At 64.9% G+C, this 22,053-nt stretch carries 22 protein-coding genes; 9 read left to right on the top strand and 13 right to left on the bottom strand.

The annotated features are described in order from the left end of the window. The first annotated feature begins 47 nt into the window (after positions 1 to 47). The 4 genes from lplT (at position 48) to LDZ27_RS05615 (ending at position 6,239) form a co-directional block, all read left to right on the top strand. Complete coding sequence (gene lplT, locus LDZ27_RS05630) at positions 48 to 1,346, top strand: lysophospholipid transporter LplT (RefSeq protein WP_244815721.1); 1,299 nt, start codon at positions 48 to 50, stop codon at positions 1,344 to 1,346. A 181-nt stretch (positions 1,347 to 1,527) separates the two neighbouring features. Next, positions 1,528 to 1,896 carry a YqjD family protein gene (locus tag LDZ27_RS05625; RefSeq protein WP_244815720.1) on the top strand — a complete coding sequence of 123 codons (369 nt, stop codon included), beginning with the start codon at positions 1,528 to 1,530 and terminating at the stop codon, positions 1,894 to 1,896. A gap of 283 nt (positions 1,897 to 2,179) precedes the next feature. Further along, the gene (gene mutS / locus LDZ27_RS05620; RefSeq protein ID WP_244816048.1) at positions 2,180 to 4,813 is read left to right on the top strand and encodes a DNA mismatch repair protein MutS; all 2,634 of its coding nucleotides are present in this window, start codon (positions 2,180 to 2,182) and stop codon (positions 4,811 to 4,813) included. 40 nt (positions 4,814 to 4,853) lie between these two features. Continuing rightward, positions 4,854 to 6,239, top strand: coding sequence for a hypothetical protein (locus tag LDZ27_RS05615; RefSeq protein ID WP_370653372.1), 1,386 nt, complete (start codon positions 4,854 to 4,856; stop codon positions 6,237 to 6,239). A gap of 53 nt (positions 6,240 to 6,292) precedes the next feature. Here the strand turns inward: LDZ27_RS05615 and LDZ27_RS05610 are convergent, their stop codons facing one another. Next, on the bottom strand, positions 6,293 to 6,844 hold the full coding sequence (locus LDZ27_RS05610; protein ID WP_244815719.1) for a peptidylprolyl isomerase: 552 nt from the start codon (positions 6,842 to 6,844) through the stop codon (positions 6,293 to 6,295). Between the two features lie 33 nt (positions 6,845 to 6,877). Between LDZ27_RS05610 and LDZ27_RS05605 the strand changes: the two genes are divergently transcribed. Beyond that, entirely contained in the window at positions 6,878 to 8,122 is a 1,245-nt protein-coding gene (locus LDZ27_RS05605) for a cupin domain-containing protein (RefSeq protein WP_244815718.1), read from the top strand. 267 nt (positions 8,123 to 8,389) lie between these two features. Continuing rightward, positions 8,390 to 8,644: a hypothetical protein gene (locus tag LDZ27_RS05600; protein ID WP_244815717.1), complete on the top strand. Its 255-nt coding sequence runs from the start codon at positions 8,390 to 8,392 to the stop codon at positions 8,642 to 8,644. 141 nt (positions 8,645 to 8,785) lie between these two features. Here the strand turns inward: LDZ27_RS05600 and LDZ27_RS05595 are convergent, their stop codons facing one another. The 10 genes from LDZ27_RS05595 to LDZ27_RS05550 all read right to left on the bottom strand — a co-directional run bounded on the left by LDZ27_RS05595 (position 8,786) and on the right by LDZ27_RS05550 (position 17,873). After that, complete coding sequence (locus LDZ27_RS05595) at positions 8,786 to 9,559, bottom strand: MBL fold metallo-hydrolase (protein WP_244815716.1); 774 nt, start codon at positions 9,557 to 9,559, stop codon at positions 8,786 to 8,788. 15 nt (positions 9,560 to 9,574) lie between these two features. Continuing rightward, entirely contained in the window at positions 9,575 to 10,717 is a 1,143-nt protein-coding gene (gene bamC / locus LDZ27_RS05590) for an outer membrane protein assembly factor BamC (protein WP_244815715.1), read from the bottom strand. Between the two features lie 163 nt (positions 10,718 to 10,880). Beyond that, the gene (gene dapA, locus LDZ27_RS05585; RefSeq protein ID WP_244815714.1) at positions 10,881 to 11,798 is read right to left on the bottom strand and encodes a 4-hydroxy-tetrahydrodipicolinate synthase; all 918 of its coding nucleotides are present in this window, start codon (positions 11,796 to 11,798) and stop codon (positions 10,881 to 10,883) included. Between the two features lie 63 nt (positions 11,799 to 11,861). Continuing rightward, on the bottom strand, positions 11,862 to 12,470 hold the full coding sequence (locus LDZ27_RS05580; RefSeq protein WP_244815713.1) for a bifunctional 2-polyprenyl-6-hydroxyphenol methylase/3-demethylubiquinol 3-O-methyltransferase UbiG: 609 nt from the start codon (positions 12,468 to 12,470) through the stop codon (positions 11,862 to 11,864). After that, the gene (locus tag LDZ27_RS05575; protein WP_244815712.1) at positions 12,470 to 13,672 is read right to left on the bottom strand and encodes a tryptophan--tRNA ligase; all 1,203 of its coding nucleotides are present in this window, start codon (positions 13,670 to 13,672) and stop codon (positions 12,470 to 12,472) included. Before LDZ27_RS05575 ends, LDZ27_RS05580 begins: the two co-directional genes overlap by 1 nt. 4 nt (positions 13,673 to 13,676) lie before the next feature. Then, complete coding sequence (locus LDZ27_RS05570) at positions 13,677 to 14,342, bottom strand: site-2 protease family protein (protein ID WP_244815711.1); 666 nt, start codon at positions 14,340 to 14,342, stop codon at positions 13,677 to 13,679. Between the two features lie 65 nt (positions 14,343 to 14,407). After that, on the bottom strand, positions 14,408 to 15,037 hold the full coding sequence (locus LDZ27_RS05565; RefSeq protein ID WP_244815710.1) for an L-threonylcarbamoyladenylate synthase: 630 nt from the start codon (positions 15,035 to 15,037) through the stop codon (positions 14,408 to 14,410). Positions 15,038 to 15,147: 110 nt separating this feature from the next. Further along, positions 15,148 to 15,990: a 3',5'-nucleoside bisphosphate phosphatase gene (locus LDZ27_RS05560; RefSeq protein WP_244815709.1), complete on the bottom strand. Its 843-nt coding sequence runs from the start codon at positions 15,988 to 15,990 to the stop codon at positions 15,148 to 15,150. 90 nt (positions 15,991 to 16,080) lie between these two features. Beyond that, positions 16,081 to 16,965 (bottom strand): alpha/beta fold hydrolase, encoded by an 885-nt coding sequence (locus LDZ27_RS05555; RefSeq protein WP_244815708.1) that lies wholly within the window; start codon positions 16,963 to 16,965, stop codon positions 16,081 to 16,083. A 59-nt stretch (positions 16,966 to 17,024) separates the two neighbouring features. Beyond that, on the bottom strand, positions 17,025 to 17,873 hold the full coding sequence (locus LDZ27_RS05550) for a ferritin-like domain-containing protein (RefSeq protein ID WP_244815707.1): 849 nt from the start codon (positions 17,871 to 17,873) through the stop codon (positions 17,025 to 17,027). Between the two features lie 197 nt (positions 17,874 to 18,070). Here LDZ27_RS05550 and LDZ27_RS05545 point away from each other — a divergent pair, with 197 nt between their 5' ends. From LDZ27_RS05545 to LDZ27_RS05535, 3 genes are all read left to right on the top strand, one after another. Continuing rightward, positions 18,071 to 18,595 (top strand): gamma carbonic anhydrase family protein, encoded by a 525-nt coding sequence (locus LDZ27_RS05545; RefSeq protein WP_244815706.1) that lies wholly within the window; start codon positions 18,071 to 18,073, stop codon positions 18,593 to 18,595. A gap of 60 nt (positions 18,596 to 18,655) precedes the next feature. Beyond that, positions 18,656 to 19,606, top strand: a complete 951-nt coding sequence (gene hslO / locus LDZ27_RS05540; RefSeq protein ID WP_244815705.1) for an Hsp33 family molecular chaperone HslO — start codon at positions 18,656 to 18,658, stop codon at positions 19,604 to 19,606. Between the two features lie 150 nt (positions 19,607 to 19,756). Next, positions 19,757 to 20,107 carry a hypothetical protein gene (locus LDZ27_RS05535; RefSeq protein ID WP_244815704.1) on the top strand — a complete coding sequence of 117 codons (351 nt, stop codon included), beginning with the start codon at positions 19,757 to 19,759 and terminating at the stop codon, positions 20,105 to 20,107. Between the two features lie 81 nt (positions 20,108 to 20,188). Here the strand turns inward: LDZ27_RS05535 and ftsB are convergent, their stop codons facing one another. Together ftsB and eno are read right to left on the bottom strand one after the other, a co-directional pair. Continuing rightward, the gene (gene ftsB / locus LDZ27_RS05530) at positions 20,189 to 20,656 is read right to left on the bottom strand and encodes a cell division protein FtsB (protein ID WP_244815703.1); all 468 of its coding nucleotides are present in this window, start codon (positions 20,654 to 20,656) and stop codon (positions 20,189 to 20,191) included. 106 nt (positions 20,657 to 20,762) lie between these two features. Continuing rightward, on the bottom strand, positions 20,763 to 22,046 hold the full coding sequence (gene eno, locus LDZ27_RS05525) for a phosphopyruvate hydratase (RefSeq protein ID WP_244815702.1): 1,284 nt from the start codon (positions 22,044 to 22,046) through the stop codon (positions 20,763 to 20,765). Positions 22,047 to 22,053 lie beyond the last annotated feature (7 nt).

Here is a 22,053-nt window from a genome sequence, read left to right as displayed (position 1 = left end):
CTCGCGTTATCCGCTTCCCGCCTCGCGCGCCCGCCCTCCAGTCCGCCATGAAAAAAGGCTTCTACACGATCATCGCCGCGCAGTTCGTCTCGTCGCTGGCGGACAACGCGCTCCTGATCGCCGCCATCGCGATGCTCGCCGTCGTGCGCTCCGCGCCGTGGGTCACGCCGCTGCTGCAAATCTTCTTCACCGTTTCGTATGTCGTGCTCGCGCCTTTCGTCGGCGCCTTCGCCGATGCCCTGCAAAAGCGCCACGTCATGTTCATCTCCAACGCGCTGAAGGCGGGCGGCTGCGCGTTGATGATCGCGGGCGTCCACCCGATGATCGCTTACGGCGTCGTCGGCCTCGGCGCGGCGGCCTACTCGCCCGCGAAGTACGGCATCCTCACCGAACTGTTGCCGCCGCAGAAACTGATCGCGGCGAACGCGTGGCTCGAATCCGCGACGGTCGGCTCGACGATCCTCGGCACCGTCATCGGCGGCGCGCTCGTGAGCAAGGTCGTCGAACGCTGGGTGACGCACGCGCACCTGCCCTTCATGGCGAGCGCCGCGCACGCCGCGATGTTCGCGGTCATGGTCATCTACGCGTCGGCGGCGGCCATCAACGCGTTCATCCCCGATACCGGCGCGCGCTATCCCAATCTGCTCACGCAGCCAACGCGCCTCGTTCACGATTTCTCGCATTGTTTCAAGGTGCTGTGGCACGACAGGCTCGCGCAGATCGCGCTCTGGGTCACGACGCTGCTCTGGGGCGCGGCCGTCACGCTGCAATTGCTCGTGCTGAAATGGGCCGACGCGAATCTCGGTCTCACGCTCTCGAAGGCGGCGGTGCTGCAAGGCATCACGGGCGTGGGCATCGCGCTCGGGGCGGCGGCGGCATCGGCGTGGATCGCGTTGCGGCAGTCGCTCAAGGTGCTGCCGGTCGGCGTGCTGATCGGTGCGGTCGCGGTCGCGATGGCCTTCTACAACAAGGACCTCTTTCCGGCCGGCGCGGGCGTGCACATCGGTCCTTTCTTCGCGCCCGCCTATATTCTGATGGCGTATCCGCTGATGATCGCGCTCGGCGGCTTGTCCGGCTTCTTCATCGTGCCGATGAACGCAATACTTCAGCATCGCGGCGCCACGCTGCTTTCCGCCGGACACTCGATCGCGGTGCAGAATTTCAACCAGAATCTCGCGGTGCTCGCCATGCTCGGCTCCTACGCGCTGCTTCTGACGGCGAAGGTGCCGGTGCAGTGGATCATCGTGGTGTTCGGGGTCTTCGTCTGCGGGATGATGGCGCTCGCGATGCGCCGCCATACGCGCAACGAACGCGAAGTCGATCTCGGCGCGCTCGTCGAGGAATGAAGTTTGCTTCGGCGTTGAGTCCGGCTCCGCGCCGCCTGCGTTCGATTCAGGGAGGGAACGATGGCTAGCGAGGCGAAGTCGTAACAACAGGAACGCGCGCCAGCGCAGCGGGCCGCGGCCAGGCTCGAGGCACAAGCCGGCGCGCGGCCATTCTTCGGCACGTCAATAAAGGAGCAAGGAAATGGGATTGTTCACACGTTCGACGCTCGACAGCAAAATCAATGGCGCAGCCGATGTCGGCCAACGCGCCGTGCGCGGTGCGAGCGATGTCGTCGATTCGGCCAGCGACCAGTTGCGCAGCCTGCTCGACGATCTGGAAAGCTCGCTTCAGGGCGCGCGAGACATCGACGCGGACAAGTTGCGCAAGCAATTGCAGTCGAAGCTGAAATCGGCCCGTTCGCAGATGGACGGCGCAAGCTCGGCGATCACGGACAGGCTCGGTGACGCAGCGGGCTACGCCGACGATTTCGTCCACGACAAGCCGTGGCACACGCTCGGCGCGGTCGCGGGTCTCGCGCTGCTCGTCGGCTTTCTGGCGGGACGCTCCTGAAGCTCGCGCGTCTCGCTTTCGGGGCCACCGCTCGGTGGCCCTTTTCGTTTTGGCGCATCTCAAGCGCGTCTTGAGCGCGTCCTATGCCGTCCGGCCGATGCCGTCGCGCCACCCCCGACAGGTTAAACTCATGCCCTATCAGCTGACTCGCGGCTGAACGCGCGTCGCGTTCGGCCCACTCGCTCCTACCGCACGCAAGATGGGCAATCACACGGCAATTCCCGACTCTTCTTCCGCCCCCGCCGCGGCCCCGCTTCCGGCGGATCTCGCGCAGCACACGCCGATGATGCAGCAATACCTGCGCATCAAGGCGGAGCATCCCGGCACGCTCGTCTTCTATCGCATGGGCGATTTCTACGAGCTCTTTTTCGACGATGCCGAGAAAGCCGCGCGCCTGCTCGACCTCACGCTCACGCAGCGCGGCGCATCGGGCGGCAATCCCATCCGGATGGCGGGCGTGCCGCATCACGCGTGCGAGCAATACCTCGCGAAGCTCGTGAAGCTCGGGGAATCCGTGGCCATCTGCGAGCAGATCGGCGACCCGGCGACATCGAAAGGGCCGGTCGAGCGCAAGGTCGTGCGCGTCGTCACGCCCGGCACGCTGACGGACGCCGCGCTCCTCTCCGACAAGAGCGATGTCTATCTGCTCGCGCTTTGCCCGGCGCATAACCGGCGCGGCGTCGTGACGAGCGTCGGCATGGCGTGGCTCAATCTCGCGAGCGGCGCGCTGCGGCTCGCGGAAGTCGCGCCCGAGCAAGTGGCCGCCGCGCTCGAGCGCATCCGTCCGTCGGAGACGCTCATCGCCGATACGGTCGCCGACACGCCCGCGACCTTCGGCGTCGCGAATCTCGCCGCGCCGACGCGCGTGCCCGCGTGGCACTTCGATGTCGGCTCGGGCACCGCGCGCCTGCGCGAGCAAATGAACGTGGCGAGCCTCGACGGTTTCGGCGGCGAGACGCTGACCTGCGCGTGCGGCGCGGCGGGCGCGCTCCTGCTCTACGCGGCGGCCACGCAAGGACAGCAGTTGCGGCACGTCCGCAGTCTGAAGGTGGAGTACGAGTCCGAGTACATCGGGCTCGATCCCGCGACGCGGCGCAATCTCGAACTCACCGAGACGCTGCGCGGCACCGAATCGCCTACGCTTTGCTCGCTGCTCGACACCTGCTGCACGACGATGGGCAGCCGCCTTCTGCGTCACTGGCTGCATCATCCGCCGCGCAATGCGTCGATCGCGCAGGCGCGCCAGCATGCAATCGGCACGCTGCTCGACGCGCCTGCATCGAGCGGGCTCGACGCACTGCGCGCGGCGTTGCGCAAGATGTCGGATATCGAGCGCATTACCGGCCGGCTCGCGCTGCTGTCGGCCCGTCCGCGCGATCTCTCGAGCCTGCGCGATACGTTCGCCGCCCTGCCCGAGCTTCAGGCGCTCGTCGCGGCGATGCCCGCTCACGCCGACGCGCTCGCCCGCATCGGCGCGGCGCTCGAACCGCCGCCCGAATGTCTCGATCTGCTGACGAGCGCCATCGCGCCGGAACCGGCCGCGCTGATCCGCGACGGCGGCGTGATCGCGCGCGGCTACGACCCCGACCTCGACGAACTGCGCGACATCTCCGAGAACTGCGACCAGTTCCTCATCGACCTCGAAGCCCGCGAGCGCACGCGCACCGGCATCGGCAATCTGCGCGTCGAATACAACAAGGTGCACGGCTTCTATATCGAAGTCACGCGCGGGCAAACCGACAAGGTGCCCGACGACTATCGCCGCCGTCAGACGCTGAAGAACGCGGAGCGCTACATCACGCCCGAGCTGAACGCATTCGAGGACAAGGCGCTGTCCGCGCAGGAACGCGCGCTCGCCCGCGAACGCGCGCTTTATGACGCGCTGCTGCAGAACCTGCTGCCGTTCATCGCGGATTGCCAGCGTGTCGCGGGCGCGCTCGCCGAGCTGGACCTGCTCGCCGCCTTCGCGGAACGCGCCCGCGCGCTCGACTGGGTCGCGCCGGAGTTCGCCGCCGACGCGGGCATCGACATCGAACAGGGACGGCATCCCGTCGTGGAGGCGCAAGTCGAGCAGTTCATCGCCAACGACTGCTGCCTGAGCCACGATCGCAAGCTGCTTCTCATCACCGGCCCGAACATGGGCGGTAAATCCACATTCATGCGGCAGACCGCGCTGATTGCGCTGATGGCGTATGTCGGCAGCTACGTGCCTGCGAAGCGTGCGCGTTTCGGCGCGCTCGACCGCATCTTCACGCGCATCGGCGCCGCCGACGATCTCGCCGGTGGCCGCTCGACCTTCATGGTCGAGATGACCGAAGCCGCGGCCATCCTCAACGACGCAACGGAATCGAGCCTCGTGCTGATGGATGAAATCGGCCGCGGCACGTCCACCTTCGATGGCCTCGCGCTCGCCTGGGCGATCGCGCGGCATCTGCTCTCGCATAACCGCTGCTACACGCTTTTCGCGACGCATTATTTCGAGCTGACGCAACTGCCCGGCGAGTTCGCGCAGGCGGCGAACGTGCATCTGTCGGCGGTCGAGCACGATCACGGCATCGTGTTTTTGCACGCGGTGAACGAAGGTCCGGCCAATCAAAGCTACGGCCTCCAGGTCGCGCAACTCGCGGGCGTGCCGTCCGCCGTGATTCGCGCCGCGCGCAAGCATCTCGTGCATCTCGAACAGCAATCGATCGGGCAACCTGCCGCGCAGTTCGATCTCTTCGCGAGTCCGCCCTACGCCTTCGAAGACGCCGCCGATCAGCCCGCCGGGAAGTCCACCGAGAACGCCGCACCCGACCATCCCGCGCTGGACAAGCTGCGCGCGCTCGATCCGAACGATCTTCGCCCGCGCGACGCCCTCGATCTGCTCTACGAACTGCATGAACTGGCGAAGCCCGCGCCGGATGCGTCGCGTTGAGCGTATCGGTGCGCCGCCCACGTCGCGCGCGTCGCGGTCGATGAGCGCTGCGGCGCGATATCTCGCCGCAGCGCTCATCGCGATGGTTCTGAGCGGCGCGTTCACCGGTGTCCGCGCGCAAACGGGCGAGCCGCTGTCGTTCGCCGTAATTTCGGATGCGCTCACGCGCCCCGCCGATGAAGCGCCCGTGCGTCAAATGCTCGATGCCATCGGGCGCGATCGGGACATCGCGTTCATCGTCTACGACGGCAACGTCAAAGGTGGCGCGGAGCCTTGCCGCGACAGCATCTATCAATCGCGCCGCGACGTGCTGGACAGCTCGCGCGCACCGCTCGTGCTGCTGCTCGGCCAGCACGACTGGGCCGACTGCGGTCAGGCACACGGCGGCGCTTACGACGCCGTCGAGCGGCTCGATTTCGTGCGCCAGCTCTTTTTCACCGACGCGAACGCGCTCGGACAGAGTCCGCTTTCGCTTGCGCGCGAGAGCGACGTCGCGCGGTTTCGGCCGTTCAGGGAGAACGTGCGCTGGCAGGCGGAGGGCATTGCGTTCATCGGGCTGAACGCGCCGAGCCCGAACAATCACTACGTGACGGCGGGCGGTCGCAACGGCGAGTTCGAAGACCGCGCCGTCGCGACGACATTCTGGCTGGAGCACGCGGCGGAGTCGGCGCGGCGCGCGGGCATGCGCGCGCTCGTCATCCTGTTTCAGGGCGATCCGGACTTCGCACGCTACGAGCGGCGCGAGCGTTTCGCGTGGCTGCGCTTCTCGCGTTCGAGTCAGCCGCGCGACGGCTTTCTCGAACTCAAGCGCAGTCTGGTGAAAGCGGCAGAAGCGTTTCGCGGTCCGGTCATCGTCATTCACCGGACGGAGGCGTCGGAGCCGAACGGTTTCCATATCGATCAGCCGCTTCGCAACGACAAGGGCCTGACGGTGACGAACCTCACGCGCGTCGCGCTGTCGCTCAGGAAGCCGCAGTCGCAGTGGCTCGAAGTGGCGAGCGATGCGCGCTGGCATCCGCCGTTTCGCCTGCGGGTTCGCGATGCACGCGATGCCCGCGATGCACGCGATCCAAGGGATGCACACAAGCGCGCGGCGAGCGAAGCGCAGGGCGAGACGCCCGCGCAATCGGCTGCGTCGGACAGCGCTTATGGCGTTTATCCGGCGCCCTATTCGTCGCCCTATTCATCTTCGTATCCGGCAGCGCCCGCAGCGCCGTCGTCCACGCCGCCCGCACTGCCGCGAAACGAGCAGCCGGACTTCTTGCCGCCAGCGCCCTCGCTCATGCAGCCACCGACAAGTCTTCCGCCGATCCTGACGCCGCCGCAAGCGCTGCCGCCGATTTTGCCGGTTCCCTCGCCGGCTTCTGCATCGGGCGCGCAGCGCGGCACGCCGCCGGGCGCATCCGCCAACGCAAACAGCCAATAAAATAGCGCAGCCGAAGCTGCGCTTTTCAAAGATCACTCACTGCGTGGACGTGCTCAGTGCAGGGTCGGAGTCGAATCGACGCCGGGCTCGCCGTCATCGTCGTCTTCGTCTTCATCGGCGATCTGCAACCCGTCCGCGCCGTGCGCGTGCTGATGCTCGATCTCGTCTTCCGTCGCGGTGCGCACTTCCTGCACCGACAGCGCAAAGCGCAGCGCCATGCCCGCGAGCGGATGATTGCCGTCGAGCACGACCTTGTCTTCGGCGACATCCGTCACCGTGTAGATGAGCGCGTCCAGTTCGTCGTCGCTGTCTTCGGGCGTGCCTTCGAACTGCATGCCGACTTCCAGCGGCTCCGGAAAACGGCTGCGCTCCTCGATCTTCACGAGTTCGGGATCGTACTCGCCGAACGCGTCCTGAGGCTCCAGTTGAATGAGCGTTTCAAAACCCGGCTCGTGACCGTCGAGCGCTTCCTCGATCTTGGGGAACGTGCCATCATAGCCGCCGTGCAGATAGACCATCGGCTCGTCGCTTTCCTCGATCAGATTGCCTTGCGCATCCGATAGCTTGTAAGCGACCGAAACGACAGTGTCTTTCGCAATTTTCATTGAATCCTCCAAGATACAAGCCTCGATTATACGATGCGTCAGCGGCCCTCAGACGTTACAGCCTTGCCCCTTCCGAACCTTTCCGAATCGCCCCGCGCGCCGCTTCCCGACGAAGTTTCGCCCTTGTTGGGCAATCGCACGCCGCGACAGTTCATGCGTCGCTACTGGCAGAAAAAACCGCTCCTGATCCGCCAGGCGATCCCCGGCATCGCCGCGCCGCTGTCGCGCGAAGAACTGTTCGAACTCGCCGATCAGGATGACGTCGAATCGCGCCTCATCACCCATTTTCGCAACGCTTGGGATCTGGAGCATGGACCGTTCGCGCCCGACGAACTTCCATCGGTGAAGAAGCGTGAATGGACGCTTCTCGTGCAAGGCCTGAACCTGCATCACGATCGCGCGCATGCGCTGATGAACCGTTTTCGCTTCATCCCCGACGCGCGTCTCGACGACCTCATGATCTCCTACGCCACCGACGGCGGCGGCGTCGGGCCTCACTTCGACTCCTACGATGTCTTCCTGCTGCAAGTTCACGGCAAGCGGCGCTGGCGCATCGGCGCGCAGCGCGATCTCTCGCTAAAAGCCGGTTTGCCGTTGAAAGTTTTACAGCACTTCGAGCCGCAGGAAGAGTGGGTGCTCGAACCGGGAGACATGCTTTATCTGCCGCCGCATATCGCGCACGACGGCATCGCCGAGGGCGAGTGCATGACGTGCTCCATCGGTTTTCGCGCGCCGTCCTCGCGCGAACTGACCGCGCAGTTCCTGTATCACCTCGCCGAGCGCATTGGCGAAGACGCATCGCGGGCACACGCGAAGGCCGACGCGCGCTATCGCGATCCCGCGCAGCCGCCTGTGGAAACACCGGCCGCGCTGCCCGCACTGCTCGTCGAACAGGTTGGCGCGATCCTTGCAAAGGTGACGTGGGATGAAAAGGACGTTGCGGAGTTTCTAGGCAGTTACTTGAGTGAGCCGAAAGCCAATGTGGTTTTCGATCCGCCGAGTCGCGCGCTAAATGAGCAAAAATTTGTGGAGCGCGCGAAAAAGACTGGCGTCAGGCTAGATAGAAAGACGAATTTGCTCTACAACACGCACTCGTATTTCGTTAATGGCGAAGCCGCTGCGTTAACCGCAAAGGCTAGAAAGTGGCTGCCGGAGTTGGCCGATTCACGGCGTCTGGAGGCGAAACGCTTTGTAACACTTACAGACGATTCCGCGATGACATCCCTGCTGCACGAGTGGTATCGTGCGGGCTGGATTCAGACGGACTCATCGGCCTGAAACGCTTGGCGCGCGAGCGTCGGCGGCTATCGGCAAGGCCGGGATTTTGCTGTTCCGCAATATGAAAGTTTGTATGAGAAAGACAACGTATCGGCCCCTGATTTATCGACGGTCGTTACGAAAATGCCTATAATTTCCGGCCAAGCCGTAGTAAGTCTCACACCCAAAAAGAATTGTGAGGCTCCACAGCGGCCCAAGTCGGTGTTGGAGCACACATTACCGGTACTTTGCGCTGTTGCTTACCTTTAACCATAAAAGGACGTGATCATGAAGAAATCCCTCCTCGTAGCATCCCTGTTGGCTGCTGTTGCCCTGGCTGCATGCAACAAGTCTAGCGATACGGCTGCTCCGAGCGCTGCAAGCGATTCGTCGGCTGCTTCGGCTCCGGCTGCTGCCGCTTCGGACGCTAACACTGCTGCATCGAGCGCTTCGGCCGCTGCAAGCGACGCAGCTTCGGCTGCTGGCGCAGCTTCGGACGCTGCTGCTTCGGCTGCTGCTCCGGCATCGGGCGCAAGCCAGTAAGGCCATCAGGCTTTGAGCAACGGGCGGCTCAGGCTGCCCGGAGACAAAAAAACCGGCTTTTGAGCCGGTTTTTTTGCGTCTTCTGCTTCGTTGTTTCCGTTGCGTCTCGCCTGGCAGAAGGCGAGAAAGCCGGTCACTCATTCAGAGCGCGAGCCAGTCGAAGCCTTCCGTTTGCGTTGCGACCACTATGTCCAGCGCACACGCGCCCAACACACTCGCGAGCGCCGCCTGCGCGAGGTGCGGCAGATTGTTTTGCTGGCTCAGATGCGCGGCCACCAGATGACGCAGCCTGGAACGATCGAGCGACGCCAGAATGGCGGCCGCCGCATCGTTATTCAGGTGTCCATGCGTTCCGCCGATGCGCGCCTTCAGCGATGCCGGATAGCGGCTCGCAGCGAGCATCTCGATATCGTGATTGGATTCGAGCACGAGCGCGTCGCAGCCGCTCAGTACGCTCGTGATATGCGGCGTCGCGACGCCGACATCCGTCAGGACACCGAGACGGCTCGCGCCATCCGAGAAGACGTATTGCAGCGGCTCGCGGGCATCGTGGGGAACGGTGTAAGGCAACACGCTCACATCGCCGATGGCGACGCTTTCATCGCCCCAGAGCACGCGCAGATCGACCTTGGCTTCGTCCGCGCCGACCGCGCGCGCCGTGCCCCAACTCATATGAAGCGGAATGGACCATTTGCGCGCCAGCGTCAGCGCGCTGCCGATGTGGTCCGTGTGTTCGTGCGTGATGAGAATCGCGTCGAGTTGCTCGGCGCTCGTTCCGAGCCGGGCGAGACGACGCTCCACTTCCTTCGCGGAAAAACCGCAATCGAGCAGCACGCGCGTGGTGGTCGCGCCGCTCGTCGATTCGACGAGCAACGCATTGCCCTCACTGCCGCTGCCCAGACTGGCGAATCTCACAATGGGTTGCGCCGCCTAGTTCAACTGCGCATGCAGCAGCGACACGATGCGCTGCGCATCGGACGAGTTGTCCGGCTGACCGTTTGCGTCGACGACGGCGATCTGCGTCACCGAATCCGCCTTGGAGCGCACGTTCACGAGGAACTGGCGCGTCGGCCGCGGCGAATTGCTCGAGAAGAGCTTGCCGAAGAGACCTTCCTTCTTCAGCTCGGCCATCGAATCGGAGTAGTGCACGTAGTAGATGCCCTTGTCGCGATCGCGATTGTCGACCGTGAAGTTGGTGCGGTCGAGCGCGAGCCCGACGCGCAGCCACGCGCGATCGAACGGCTCGGCGAGATCGAGCGTCGATGCGCCCGCCGTCTGCTCCACCGCCACCTTCGCGCCCGCCGGACGCGCCTGCGCGATCAGCTGCTTCGACTGGCCTTCGGTCAGGCCGAATTTCTGCATCATCTTCGCGAGGAACGCGGCTTCGAGCGCGGGATTGCGCGGACGCGTCTCCCAGCGCGATGACGTCTTGTCCTGCCCGGTCAGCACTTCTTCCATCGCGCTATGCGTGACGGAGATGTCCGTCGAGCCGTCCGACGCGCGGTCCACCTGCGTGCGGAACATGTCGCGCGTGCCCGACGAATACGCGAAATCGAGCAGCTTGCCGACGCTCTTTCTGAACCAGTCGTCCGGAATGTTCGCGCGGTTTTCCGCCCAGTCCGTCGCCATGATGCCCTGCTGCGCCGAATCGGTTTTCAGCGTGAAGCCGTTTTCCGTCCAGAACTCCTGCAACTGCGGCCAGATCTGATCGGGCGAACGGCCGTCCACGACGAGCCAGCGGCGATCGCCGTCGCTCTCGACGTGCATGCCGTAGGGGTCTTGCGCGTTCGGCACGCCGAGCGTCAGGTTGCCCGCGGGCGTCGCGTTGCGCTGGGCAGCACCGCCGAGCGCGTTGATCGGCGGCGGCGCGGCGTAGCGCTGGCTGATGTCGGCCGTGCTCAGATCCGACGGCACGTTGAGCGCCGGCGCGGTTTCAGCCGCCTTGTAATTGACGCGATCCGGCGCGAGCCAGTCGTTGAGCGTATCGCAGCCGGCGAGCGCAAAGACGACGCCCGCGCCCAGCGACAGCACGCTCAGGCGTTTGGCTTGAGTAAGAAGAGCGGAATGTTTCATGAGGTCCTTCTTTGCTGCAGATTACGTGCTGAAACCGCATTGCCTCGCGTCGGTCCCGCGCGAGCGCGGGTCGTCGAGGGCGATAGATCGCGGTTGGTGATTGGCGTGGCGGCTCCGAACCAGGCGGCGGCGCGATCGATTCGTCGAGCGCCGCCTTCCAGGGTCAGGCGAGCAGCCCGGCCTCGCGGAGCGCGCCGCGCACGACATCGTGAAAACGCGCATCGAGCGGCGTGAGCGGCAGGCGAATGCCGCCTTCCATGCGGCCGAGCGCTTGCAGCGCCCATTTCGCCGGAATCGGGTTCGATTCGCAGAACAATTGCTTGTGCAGCGCGAGCAGGCTCAGGTGGATGCGGCGCGCCGTGATGGCATCGCCTTGCAGCGCGGCGCGGCAGAGTTCGCTCATCTGACGGGGCGCAACGTTGGCCGTCACCGAGATATTGCCGTGGCCGCCCAGCAGCATCAGCGCGATGGCGGTGGGATCGTCGCCGCTCAGAATCGCGAAGTTCGCCGGTGCGTGCTTGATGAGATGCGCCGCGCGATCGATATTGCCCGTCGCTTCCTTCACGCCGATGATGCCCGGCACCTCCGCGAGACGCAGGATGGTCTCGTTGCTCATGTCGGCAACGGTGCGGCCCGGCACGTTGTAAAGGATGACGGGCAGATCGACGGCTTGCGCGATGGCGCGGAAGTGCCGGTACATGCCCTCTTGCGTCGGCTTGTTGTAATACGGCACGACTTGCAGCGTGGCGTCGGCGCCGACCTTCTTCGCCTGCTTCGACAGCTCGATGGCTTCCGCCGTGGAATTGCCGCCCGCGCCCGCGATGATCGGAATGCGCTTCGCCGCATGCTCGACGGCGGTCTGCACCATCAGAACGTGCTCTTCGACCGAGAGCGTGGCCGATTCGCCGCTCGTTCCCACGACGACGAGCCCGTTCGAGCCCTCGTCGACGTGCCAGTCGATCAGCTTTCGAAACGCCGGCAGATCGAGACTACCGTCCTCGTGCATCGGTGTGACGATGGCAGGGATGCTGCCGCGGATCCGGATGCCGCCGTTCGTTCCGCCGTTGGTTTCGCTAGTCATGAAACTCTATGAATTTAATCGAAAATTTAATCGCGAAAAGCGCTACTACGCGATTGTAGCGGATTAGCCCGTCAATACGTAACGCGGCCTTCCCCGGGGTGTGTTACCAATCGTGAGCGCCGCGGCTGCGTCGTCTACGGCGCCATTGTCTGCCTGCGCTTCATGCACCGCGCAGATTCGCTGCACGTAGGCAGCACGCGGCGCGTCGATGAAGCCGTCTTCGTATGCAACGACGCGAAGACGACCGCGCACTGCATCGAGCAACTCGCCGGGCGCGAGCAGGAACGCCGGATTCGACGGCTTGCCGATGCGCTCGTTTCCTGCCGCGAACGTCTCGTAGATCAGCACGCCGCCCGGCGCGAGCGACTCGATCAGACGCGCGAAGAGCGGCCGATGCAGATAGTTGGTCACGATCACCGCGCCGAACCGTTGATCGGCAGGAAGCGGCCACGGCGCGCCTTCCAGATCGGCGGCGAGCGTCGCGATGCGATCGCACGCGGACATCGAGGCAAGCGCCTCCTCGTCGCGGTCGACGGCGAGCACGGCATGACCGCGCCCGGCGAACCAGCGCGCGTGACGCCCGCCGCCCGATGCGACATCGAGCACGCGCGCGCCGGGCGCAACGAGATGCACCCAGCGCGCGACCCAGCCGCTCGGCGTGCCGGCGTTCATCAGTTGTACGACAGGCCCATGGCTTCGCGCACGTCGCGCATGGTTTCGGTCGCGAACTTGCGCGCCTTGTCGCAGCCATCGGCGACGATCGCGCGCAACAGCGACGGGTCGTGCATGTACTTCTGCGCGCGCTCGAGCATCGGCTGCTGCTCGCGCAAGATGCCTTCGATGACCGGCTGCTTGCAGTCGAGGCAACCGATGCCCGCGCTGCGGCAGCCCTTCTGCACCCATTCGTGCGTGGCTTCGTCGGTATAGACCTGATGCAGTTGCCACACCGGGCATTTGTCGGGATCGCCCGGATCGGTGCGGCGCACGCGGGCCGGATCGGTCGGCATCGTGCGGACCTTCTTCGTGATGGTCTCGGCGTCTTCCCGCAAGCCGATGGTGTTGCCATAAGACTTCGACATCTTCTGGCCGTCGAGACCCGGCATGCGCGACGCTTCGGTCAAGAGCACTTGCGGCTCCACGAGGATGAGCTTGCGCGCGCCTTCCAGATAGCCGAAGAGCCGCTCGCGGTCGCTCATCGACAGGCTTTGCGATTCCTGGAGCATCGCGCGGGCTTGTTCGAGCGCTTCGTCGTCGCCTTCCTGCTGATACGCGACGCGCAGTTCGTGGTACAGCTTCGCGCGCTTGCCCCCGAGTTTCTTCGCGGCTTCGAGCGCCTTCTCCTCGAAATCCGGTTCCTTCCCGTACAAATAGTTGAAGCGGCGCGCGATTTCGCGCGTCATTTCGACGTGCGGCACCTGATCTTCGCCGACCGGCACGAGCGACGCGCGGTACAGCAGAATGTCCGCCGCCATCAGCACCGGATAGCCGAGAAAGCCGTAGGTGGAAAGGTCCTTTTCCCTCAGCTTCTCGATCTGCTCCTTGTAGGTCGGCACGCGTTCGAGCCAGCCGAGCGGCGTGCCCATGCCGAGCAGCAGCGACAGTTCCGCATGCTCCGGCACCCGGCTCTGGATGAAGAGCGTGGCCTGCGCCGGATCGATGCCCGATGCGAGCCAGTCGATCAGCACTTCCCAGACGTTTTTCTCGATGACCTCGGGCGTTTCGTAGTGCGTCGTCAGCGCGTGCCAGTCGACCACCGCGAAGAAGCACGGGTATTCGGACTGAAGCCGCACCCAGTTTTTCAGCACGCCGTGATAGTGGCCGAGGTGCAGCGACCCGGTGGGCCGCATGCCGGAAAAGATACGGTCAGGGAACATGATCTTAGGGAAAGAGTGAAGCGAAGGGATTCAGAATGGCCGACACCGCCGCGTAGCCGACGTTCACGAGCGGGCCGAGCCAGAAGCGCGTGAGCGCGTTGGTCATGATGAGCGCCATCACGATCCAGAAGCCGTATGGCTCGATTTTCTGAAACGCGAGCGACGCGCGCACCGGCAGAAGCGCCGCCAGGATGCGCCCGCCATCGAGCGGCAAGAGCGGAAAGAGATTGAGCACGCCGAAGACGAGATTCACGCCGACGCCCGCCGCCGCCATGCGCGTGAAGAACGGTTCGTCGACGTGAAAGGCCGCGAGCAGCACCGCGAGCACGCCCCAGAGAAGCGCCTGCACGAAATTGCTGCCGGGACCGGCCGCCGCGACCCACAGGCTGCCCCAGCGCGGATTGCGCAGATTGCCGAAAGCGACCGGAACCGGCTTCGCGTAGCCGAACATGAATGCGCCGCTCGTCACGAAATACAGCACGATAGGTATGACGATCGTGCCGATGGGATCGATGTGGCGCATGGGATTCATCGAAACGCGGCCGAGCACATAGGCCGTGTTGTCGCCGAGCAGACAAGCGGCGTAGCCATGCGCGGCCTCGTGCAGCGTGATCGCGAAGATCACCGGAAGCGCGTACACCGCGATGGTTTGTATCAGGGAAGGATCCATAGGGCGACATTGTATCAAGCGGGGCGCGGTCCTCAGGCGCTCGCCCTGAGGCGCCAGGACGATTCCTACGCCGTGAGCCCGAACGGTTCCAGACTGCCCCGCCCCGCCCGCACGAGCACCGGCTCGCCGCCGGACAGGTCGATCACGGTGGACGGCTCGGCGGGACACGCGCCCGCATCGATCACGAGCTCGATCTGCTTTTCGAGCCGCTCGCGGATTTCCTCCGCGTCGTTCAGCGGTTCCTCTTCGCCGGGAAGGATGAGCGTCGAGGCGAGCAGCGGTTCGCCGAGCGCTTCGAGCAGCGCCAGCGCGATCGTATGATCCGGCACCCGCAAGCCGATCGTCTTGCGCGACGGATGCGACAGCCGGCGCGGCACTTCCTTCGTCGCCTGCAGCACGAACACATACGGCCCGGGCGTCACCGACTTGATGAGCCGATACTGCCGGTTGTCCACCATCGCGAAGTTCGACAACTCCGACAGATCGCGCACGAGCAGCGATAGCAACTGCTTGTCGTCGATGCCGCGAATGCGCCGCAAGCGTTCGACGGCGGCCTTATCGTCGAGATGGCAGGCGAGCGCGTAGCTCGAATCGGTCGGCAGCGCGACGACGCCGCCGTCCCTGATGATCTGCACCGCCTGATTGATGAGCCGCGGCTGCGGATTATCCGGATGAATGCGAAAAAATTGGGACATGGCGACGCCTTCTTGTTCCGATCGTGCGCGCGAGATGCGACGCGTCTGTCGAGTGGTGCGTGCGGATATGCAAACGACGCAAGGAGCGTGCGCGCGTCGCGGCGGGAGCGTTAAAGCCAGCGCTCCCAGACGGGCTTCAGATCGTCCGGCAGCGGCGGAAGCTGGCCGAGATCGATGCGCCCTTCCCCCGGCGCGTGAAAGTCCGAGCCGCGCGACGCCTCGAAACCGTAGCGGCGCGCCACCTCCGCGTATTCGCGATACTGGTCCGGCGTGTGACTGCCGGTGACGACTTCGATCGCCTTGCCGCCGAGTTCGATGAATTCGTCGAAGAGCGCGGCGAACTCCACGGGCGTGTAATCGTAGCGGCCGGGATGCGCGATGATCGCCTCGCCGCCCGCATTGCGAATCCACTGCATGGCGTCGGCGAGCTTCGCCCAGCGATGCCCGACGAAGCCGGGCTTGCCGTCGCCGAGATAGCGCGCGAACACGTCGGACGTGCTCTGCGCGTACCCTGCGTCGACGAGAAAGCGCGCGAAGTGCGTGCGCGAGATCATGTCGGGGTCGTCGGTGTAGCGCAGCGCGCCTTCGTAGGCGTTCGGGATGCCGACCGCCGCGAGCGCCTCGCCGATGGCGACGCCGCGTGCCGCACGGCCATTGCGCGTCGACGCGAGCCCGTTGCGCAATTCCTCGTTCTCGGGATCGACGTTCATGCCGACCACGTGCACCGTGCGCGATGCCCACGTCACCGAGATTTCCACGCCCGCGAGATAGCGCATGCCGAGCGCTTCGGCCGCGGCGCGGGCTTCGCGCTGCCCGCCGAGTTGGTCGTGATCGGTCAGCGACCACAATTCGACGCCGCCGGCATGCGCGCGCCCCGCGACGTCAGCGGGCGCAAGCTGGCCGTCGGAAACGGTGGAATGGCAGTGCAGATCGGCGTTGATGGTCGGCTTCATGGTGTCTCATTTTACTTGAACGGTGCAAAACACCGCTTGCGCCGATGCCTGCGCCGATGCCTGCACCAACACCCAAGCAAACGCCTCGCCTCACGCGCAAAACGATTCGATCAGCGCGGCGACGCGCTCGGGCTGATCGTGATGAATCATGTGTCCCGCGTCGCTCAAGGTTTCCTCGCGCCAGTCCACGAACGCGGAAAAGCGCGCCTTGAATTCGGCGATCGGCGTACCGGCGGCGAACTGCGCGAGCGTCGGCGACTCTTGCGCCTCGACATGCAGCACTTTCGCCCGCACGCGCGACCAGACGGCCATCACTTCGTCGAGTCGAAAGAGCGTCGGGCTGCGCAGTTTGTGCGCCGGGTCCGCGAGCAGATGAAAGGCGCCGTCCGCTTCGCGACGCGACCAGTGCTGCGCGAGAAAACGCGCCCGCGAGCGCGCGAGACGCGGATTCGTCTTGATGAGCCGGTCGGCGACTTCATCGAGCGTGGCGTAGCTGCGCAAGGGCGGCGGCGCGCGCAGATCGTCGAGCCATCGCGTCATCGCGCCGGGCGCTTGCGACGGACGTGTCGCGGGAAGCCCGAAACCTTCCAGATCGACGACGCGCCGCACGCGCTCGGGCCGCGCGCCCGCATAGAGCAGCGCGACGTTCGCGCCCATGCTGTGCCCGACGAGATCGACGGCGCCCATCGGCGCGTAGTGGTCGAGAAGCGCATCCAGATCGGCGAGATAGTCGGGAAAGTAATAATGCCCGCCGCCTCGTTGCGCGACAGGCCAGTCCGACAGGCCGAAGCCGCGCGCATCGGGCGCGAGCACTTGCCAGTCGCCCGCGAGCGCATCGACGACGAACTGGAACGACGCGGCCACGTCCATCCAGCCGTGCAGCATGAAAAGCATGGGCGCGTCGGGCGAACCCCAGCGGCGCACATGCAGCCGCACGCCGCGCGCATCGACGAACTCGGAGCGCGATTCTTTCATGGTTTTCGCCTTGGAATCGATAGAAAAGGATGGTCGTTCGAGTATAGCGGCGAAGCGCTTCAGACCGCGCCGTCCAGCCCCGCAAGCGCCCGAAGCTCCTCCTCGTCGAAGCCCGCGTCGCGGCGCGCCTCGAAGTTGAACGGACCGCGCAGCTTCGGCGCGTGATAGTGCGCGGCGAGCCGTTCGTAGGCGGCGTGCGGATCGAGCGACGCACGCTCGCAGAGAAACCGGAACCAGCGATTGCCGATCAGCACATGGCCGATTTCGTCGCGCAGGATCACGTCGAGAATCGCCGCCGACGCGTGATCGCCCGCCTGCGCGAGCCGCTTGCGAATCGGCGGCGACGCGTCCAGCCCGCGCGCCTCCAGCGTGCGCGGAACGAGCGCCATGCGCGCCAGCACGTCGCCACGCGTGCGCTGCGCCATGTCCCACAAACCATCGTGCGCCGGAAAATCGCCGTAGGCGTGGCCGAATTCCGCAAGGCGCGCCGTGAGAAGCGAGAAGTGATGCGCTTCCTCGGCCGCGACTTTCAACCAGTCGAGATAAAAATTGGCGGGCATCGACGGAAAGCGCCAGACCGCGTCGAGCGCGAGGTTGATCGCATTGAATTCGATATGCGCGAGCGCGTGCAGCAGCACCGCGCGGCCCGCGTCGGACTGCATGCTGCGGCGCTTGAGCGACGACGGCTCGACGAGTTCGGGCCGCGCCGGGCGTCCGGGAAGGCCCTCGGGTTCCGCGAGCGCGACGGCCGGATCGACGACGCACGCGCCCGCTCGCACGCGCTCGTACAACGCACGCGCGTGCGCGGCCTTCGCTGCCGGTTCCGGCTCGCGGAGGATCGCGAGCGCCGTGGCGCGCGCGCATTGGGGAATGGAATCGGCAGTCGGGAGCGTCGGGGCATTCGGCATGACAACGTACACAGGAAATGCAGGCTCGGCGGCGAAACGCTGCAAACGGCTAAAATGGGAATCCCGGCGGCGGCAAGATCGACGCCAAGCATCGCATCACGAGCGCGCAAAAAAGCGCGGCATCCACGCGCGGGCGCCAAGGCGCGCATTTTAGCGCCGCGCGAAATTCCCCGATCAACGAGAGCAGAGGAGACAACGTGGCGATCTACAAACTCGGCGACGACGCCCCAAACATCCACGAAAGCGTGTTTCTGGCGGATACGGCGACCATCATCGGTCGCGTGACGCTCGAAGAAAACGCGAGCGTCTGGTTCGGCGCGGCGCTGCGCGGCGACAACGAGCCCATCGTCGTCGGGCGCGGCAGCAATGTGCAGGAAGGCGCGGTGCTGCACGCGGACCCCGGCTTTCCGCTGAATATCGCGGCGGATGTCACCGTCGGCCATCAGGCGATGCTGCACGGTTGCAGCATCGGCGAAGGTTCGCTGATCGGAATTCAGGCCGTGGTCTTGAATGGCGCGGTCATCGGCCGCAATTGTCTCGTTGGCGCGGGCGCGATCGTCACCGAAGGCAAGGTGTTTCCCGACAACACGCTGATTTTGGGCGCGCCCGCGAAGGCCGTGCGCGAGATCGGCGAAGCGGACATCGCCCGCATGCGCGCGGCCACGGCGAGTTATGCCGACCGGCGCGAATACTATAAGGCGCAACTCGTGCGCATCGGCTGAACGGCGGCTCTGCGGACAACGCAGAGCGGCACGCTCCGCCCCAACATCCAAGGAAGCGTTGTGAAGGACCAGTTGCAAAAATTCATGTTCAACGCGGCGCCGGTGCGCGGCGAGATCGTTTCGCTGCGCAATACGTGGCAGGAAGTGCTCGCGCGCCGCGCGTATCCGCCGGCCGTGCGCAACGTGCTCGGCGAGATGATGGCCGCCTGCGCGCTGCTGTCGGCGAACCTCAAGTTCGACGGCACGCTCATCATGCAGATTTACGGCGACGGCCCGGTGAAGATGCTGGTCGTGCAGTGCAATTCGAGCCTGACGCTGCGCGCGACGGCGAAGCTCGCGGAAGGCGCCGAGAGCGAGCTTACGGACGACATGTTGCTCGCGGACCTGCTCAACCGTCAGGGTCACGGCCGCTGCGTCATCACGCTCGATCCTTCGGACAAGAAGCCCGGACAGCAGCCGTACCAGGGCATCGTGCCGCTGTCGGGCGAGCATGGGCCACTCGCGTCGATGGCCGAGGTGCTGGAACATTACATGCATCACTCGGAGCAGCTCGACACGCGCATATGGCTCGCCGCCGACACGGACCGCGCCGTCGGCATGCTGCTGCAAAAACTGCCGGGCGATGGCGGCATCGTTCCGCATCCGGGCGATCACGACGCCGATACGTGGCAGCGCGTCTGTCATCTCGGCAGCACGCTGTCGAACGACGAATTGTTGAAGGAAGAGCCGGAGACGGTGTTTCGGCGTCTTTTCTGGCAGGAGGACGTGCAGCATTTCGAGCCCGCTTCGGCGCGCTTCCAATGTACGTGCTCGCGCGAGAAGGTCGGCGGCATGCTGAGGATGCTCGGGCGCGAAGAGGTCGATAGCGTGATCGCGGAACGCGGCGGCGTCGAGGTGCATTGCGAATTCTGCAATCAGCGCTATGAGTTCGATCCGGTCGACGTTGCGCAACTTTTTGTCGCGAAAGAGCTTTCGCAGGGCGTGAGTCCGGCATCGGATCAGCGGCACTGAGTGCTAAAGAAGCGTTGTCGGGCGGTGCTTGGCGCGCGCCGTAAGCGCGCCCGACAGTCCGAAGGCGCAGCGCGATGCAAGCGCTCGCGTTCGACGCCGCGCGCTATGATGGGACTTTGTTTAGTTGTCCGACCCGCTGGAGGTCGCAAGATGAGAACCGCCCTGTTCACGCTGAAACTGTCGTCCGCTGCGGCTGCGGCGCTCGTCGTCGCCGGTTGCGCGATGGACCCGCCGGGTCCGTCGCCCATCTACAGCCGTCTGCCGAATACGCCGACACCGGCGCAACAAGCGCTCACGCCCGAGCAGCAGATGCAGCGCTACAACGATATCGACAGACAAGCGCTCAACGAATCCCAGCAGGCGGCCACCGCCGGCAATAACGCGAAGATGATGTCCGGCTACTACACGCCGCCCGTCAGCGTGTACGGCGGATACTCGAGCGGCGGCTGGGGCGGCGGTCCTTACTGGGGCACGGGCGTCGGCTTCGGCACCTGGTGGTGAGCGTCCGATCTGACGCAGCATAAAAAAATGGCGCCGTCCGCGAGACTGCGCCATTTTTGTTTGCCCGCAAAGCGAAAGCCGTCAACCTCCCGCGCCCTGCTGCTTCTTCTTGGCTTCCGCTGTCTTGTCCTTGCGCGCCTTGCGATCGAGGTCGCGCAATTCCTGTTTCGATCGCGATACCGGATTCGGCACCACGCGCAGCGGCGCCGCCGATACCTGTCCGCGCGTCGAGCCGTTCATGCCCGGCACGTTCGCGGCGTTCACCGGCGCGGTCGAATTCGGCGAGACGAACTGCACGAACACCTCGCTGTCCTTCACCATGCCCATTTCATAGCGGGCGCGCTCTTCCACCGCAGCGGTGCCGGTTTGCAGATCCTGCACTTCACCCTGCACGCGCTCGTTGCGCAACTTCAGGTTCGTGTTTTTGTCGGTCTGCTGCGCAAGTTGCTGCTGCAATTCATGCACGCGCAGCCAACCGCCGTGCCCCCACCAAAGCGGGTATTGGATCAGCACCAGCAAAAAGAGCAGAACGACAGTTACAAGCCGCATTCACGTAGCCGAGATAAGCGCCGTCCGGCGGCTTCGCGTCACGCGAGGCCGGGGCGGCGGGCAAAAGATAAGACTAACGTCCTTATCGACTAAAGCGGCGAAAGCTTTAGCGCAAGTTGTAGAACGCCGACTTGCCGGGGTAGCTTGCGATATCGCCGAGGTCTTCTTCGATACGCAGCAACTGGTTGTACTTCGAGATGCGGTCGCTGCGCGAGAGCGAGCCCGTCTTGATCTGACCGGCGTTCAGGCCCACCGCGATATCCGCGATGGTCGAATCTTCCGTTTCGCCCGAGCGGTGCGAGATGACCGCCGTGTAGCCCGCGCGCTTCGCCATTTCGATGGCCGCGAACGTCTCCGTCAGCGTGCCGATCTGGTTGATCTTGATGAGGATCGAGTTGGCGATGCCCTTCTCGATGCCTTCCTTCAGGATGCGCGTGTTCGTGACGAAGAGATCATCGCCGACGAGCTGAATCTTCTTGCCGAGGCGCTCGGTCAGCGTCTTCCAGCCGTCCCAGTCGCCTTCGTGCATGCCGTCTTCGATGGAGACGATCGGGAATTTATCGGCCAGCGTCGCGAGATAGTCCGCGAATTCGCCCGACGACAGTTGCAGCCCTTCGCCCGCGAGCTGGTACTTGCCGTCGTGGTAGAACTCGCTCGCCGCGCAATCGAGCGCGAGCAGCACGTCTTCACCGGCGCGATAGCCCGCCTTCTCGATGGCCTGAAGAATCGTGGACAGGCACTCGTCGTTGCTGCCGAAGTTCGGCGCGAAGCCGCCTTCGTCGCCGACCGCCGTGCTCATACCGCGATCCGACAGGATCTTCTTGAGCGCATGGAACACTTCTGCGCCGCAGCGCAGCGCTTCGCGGAACGTCGGCTGGCTCACCGGCACGATCATGAATTCCTGGATGTCCAGGCTGTTGTTCGCGTGCGCGCCGCCGTTGACGATGTTCATCATCGGCACCGGCAGTTGCATGGCGCCCGAGCCGCCGAAATAGCGATACAGCGGCAAGCCGGCTTCTTCGGCTGCTGCCTTTGCCACCGCCATCGAGACGGCCAGCAGCGCGTTCGCACCGAGGCGCGACTTGTTGTCAGTGCCGTCGAGCTCGAGCAGGGTCTTGTCGAGGAAAGCCTGCTCCGAGGCGTCGAGGCCCATGATGGCTTCGGAAATCTCGGTGTTGATGTGTTCGACCGCCTTCAGCACGCCCTTGCCGCCGTAACGGCCCGCTTCGCCGTCGCGCAGTTCGATGGCCTCGCGCGACCCGGTGGACGCGCCCGACGGAACCGCGGCGCGGCCCATCGTGCCCGATTCGAGCAACACGTCGCATTCGACGGTCGGATTGCCTCGCGAATCGAGAATCTCGCGGCCGATGATATCTACGATAGCACTCATGGTTTCC

It is taken from the genome of Caballeronia sp. Lep1P3, from assembly GCF_022879595.1.
Taxonomy (GTDB): Bacteria; Pseudomonadota; Gammaproteobacteria; order Burkholderiales; family Burkholderiaceae; genus Caballeronia.
This window is presented reverse-complemented; position numbering and strand designations above follow the sequence as displayed.

Coding starts and splice junctions, on each gene's coding strand:
- LDZ27_RS05575 (WP_244815712.1), bottom strand. CDS start 13,672: ATGTTCCCTGACCGTATCTTTTCCGGCATGCGGCCCACCGGGTCGCTG.
- LDZ27_RS05600 (WP_244815717.1), top strand. CDS start 8,390: ATGAAGAAATCCCTCCTCGTAGCATCCCTGTTGGCTGCTGTTGCCCTG.
- LDZ27_RS05605 (WP_244815718.1), top strand. CDS start 6,878: ATGCGTCAGCGGCCCTCAGACGTTACAGCCTTGCCCCTTCCGAACCTT.
- LDZ27_RS05535 (WP_244815704.1), top strand. CDS start 19,757: ATGAGAACCGCCCTGTTCACGCTGAAACTGTCGTCCGCTGCGGCTGCG.
- LDZ27_RS05565 (WP_244815710.1), bottom strand. CDS start 15,037: ATGTCCCAATTTTTTCGCATTCATCCGGATAATCCGCAGCCGCGGCTC.
- lplT (WP_244815721.1), top strand. CDS start 48: ATGAAAAAAGGCTTCTACACGATCATCGCCGCGCAGTTCGTCTCGTCG.
- dapA (WP_244815714.1), bottom strand. CDS start 11,798: ATGACTAGCGAAACCAACGGCGGAACGAACGGCGGCATCCGGATCCGC.
- mutS (WP_244816048.1), top strand. CDS start 2,180: ATGATGCAGCAATACCTGCGCATCAAGGCGGAGCATCCCGGCACGCTC.
- LDZ27_RS05615 (WP_370653372.1), top strand. CDS start 4,854: ATGAGCGCTGCGGCGCGATATCTCGCCGCAGCGCTCATCGCGATGGTT.
- eno (WP_244815702.1), bottom strand. CDS start 22,046: ATGAGTGCTATCGTAGATATCATCGGCCGCGAGATTCTCGATTCGCGA.
- ftsB (WP_244815703.1), bottom strand. CDS start 20,656: ATGCGGCTTGTAACTGTCGTTCTGCTCTTTTTGCTGGTGCTGATCCAA.
- LDZ27_RS05570 (WP_244815711.1), bottom strand. CDS start 14,342: ATGGATCCTTCCCTGATACAAACCATCGCGGTGTACGCGCTTCCGGTG.
- LDZ27_RS05560 (WP_244815709.1), bottom strand. CDS start 15,990: ATGAAGCCGACCATCAACGCCGATCTGCACTGCCATTCCACCGTTTCC.
- LDZ27_RS05555 (WP_244815708.1), bottom strand. CDS start 16,965: ATGAAAGAATCGCGCTCCGAGTTCGTCGATGCGCGCGGCGTGCGGCTG.
- LDZ27_RS05625 (WP_244815720.1), top strand. CDS start 1,528: ATGGGATTGTTCACACGTTCGACGCTCGACAGCAAAATCAATGGCGCA.
- LDZ27_RS05550 (WP_244815707.1), bottom strand. CDS start 17,873: ATGCCGAATGCCCCGACGCTCCCGACTGCCGATTCCATTCCCCAATGC.
- LDZ27_RS05610 (WP_244815719.1), bottom strand. CDS start 6,844: ATGAAAATTGCGAAAGACACTGTCGTTTCGGTCGCTTACAAGCTATCG.
- LDZ27_RS05580 (WP_244815713.1), bottom strand. CDS start 12,470: ATGAACGCCGGCACGCCGAGCGGCTGGGTCGCGCGCTGGGTGCATCTC.
- bamC (WP_244815715.1), bottom strand. CDS start 10,717: ATGAAACATTCCGCTCTTCTTACTCAAGCCAAACGCCTGAGCGTGCTG.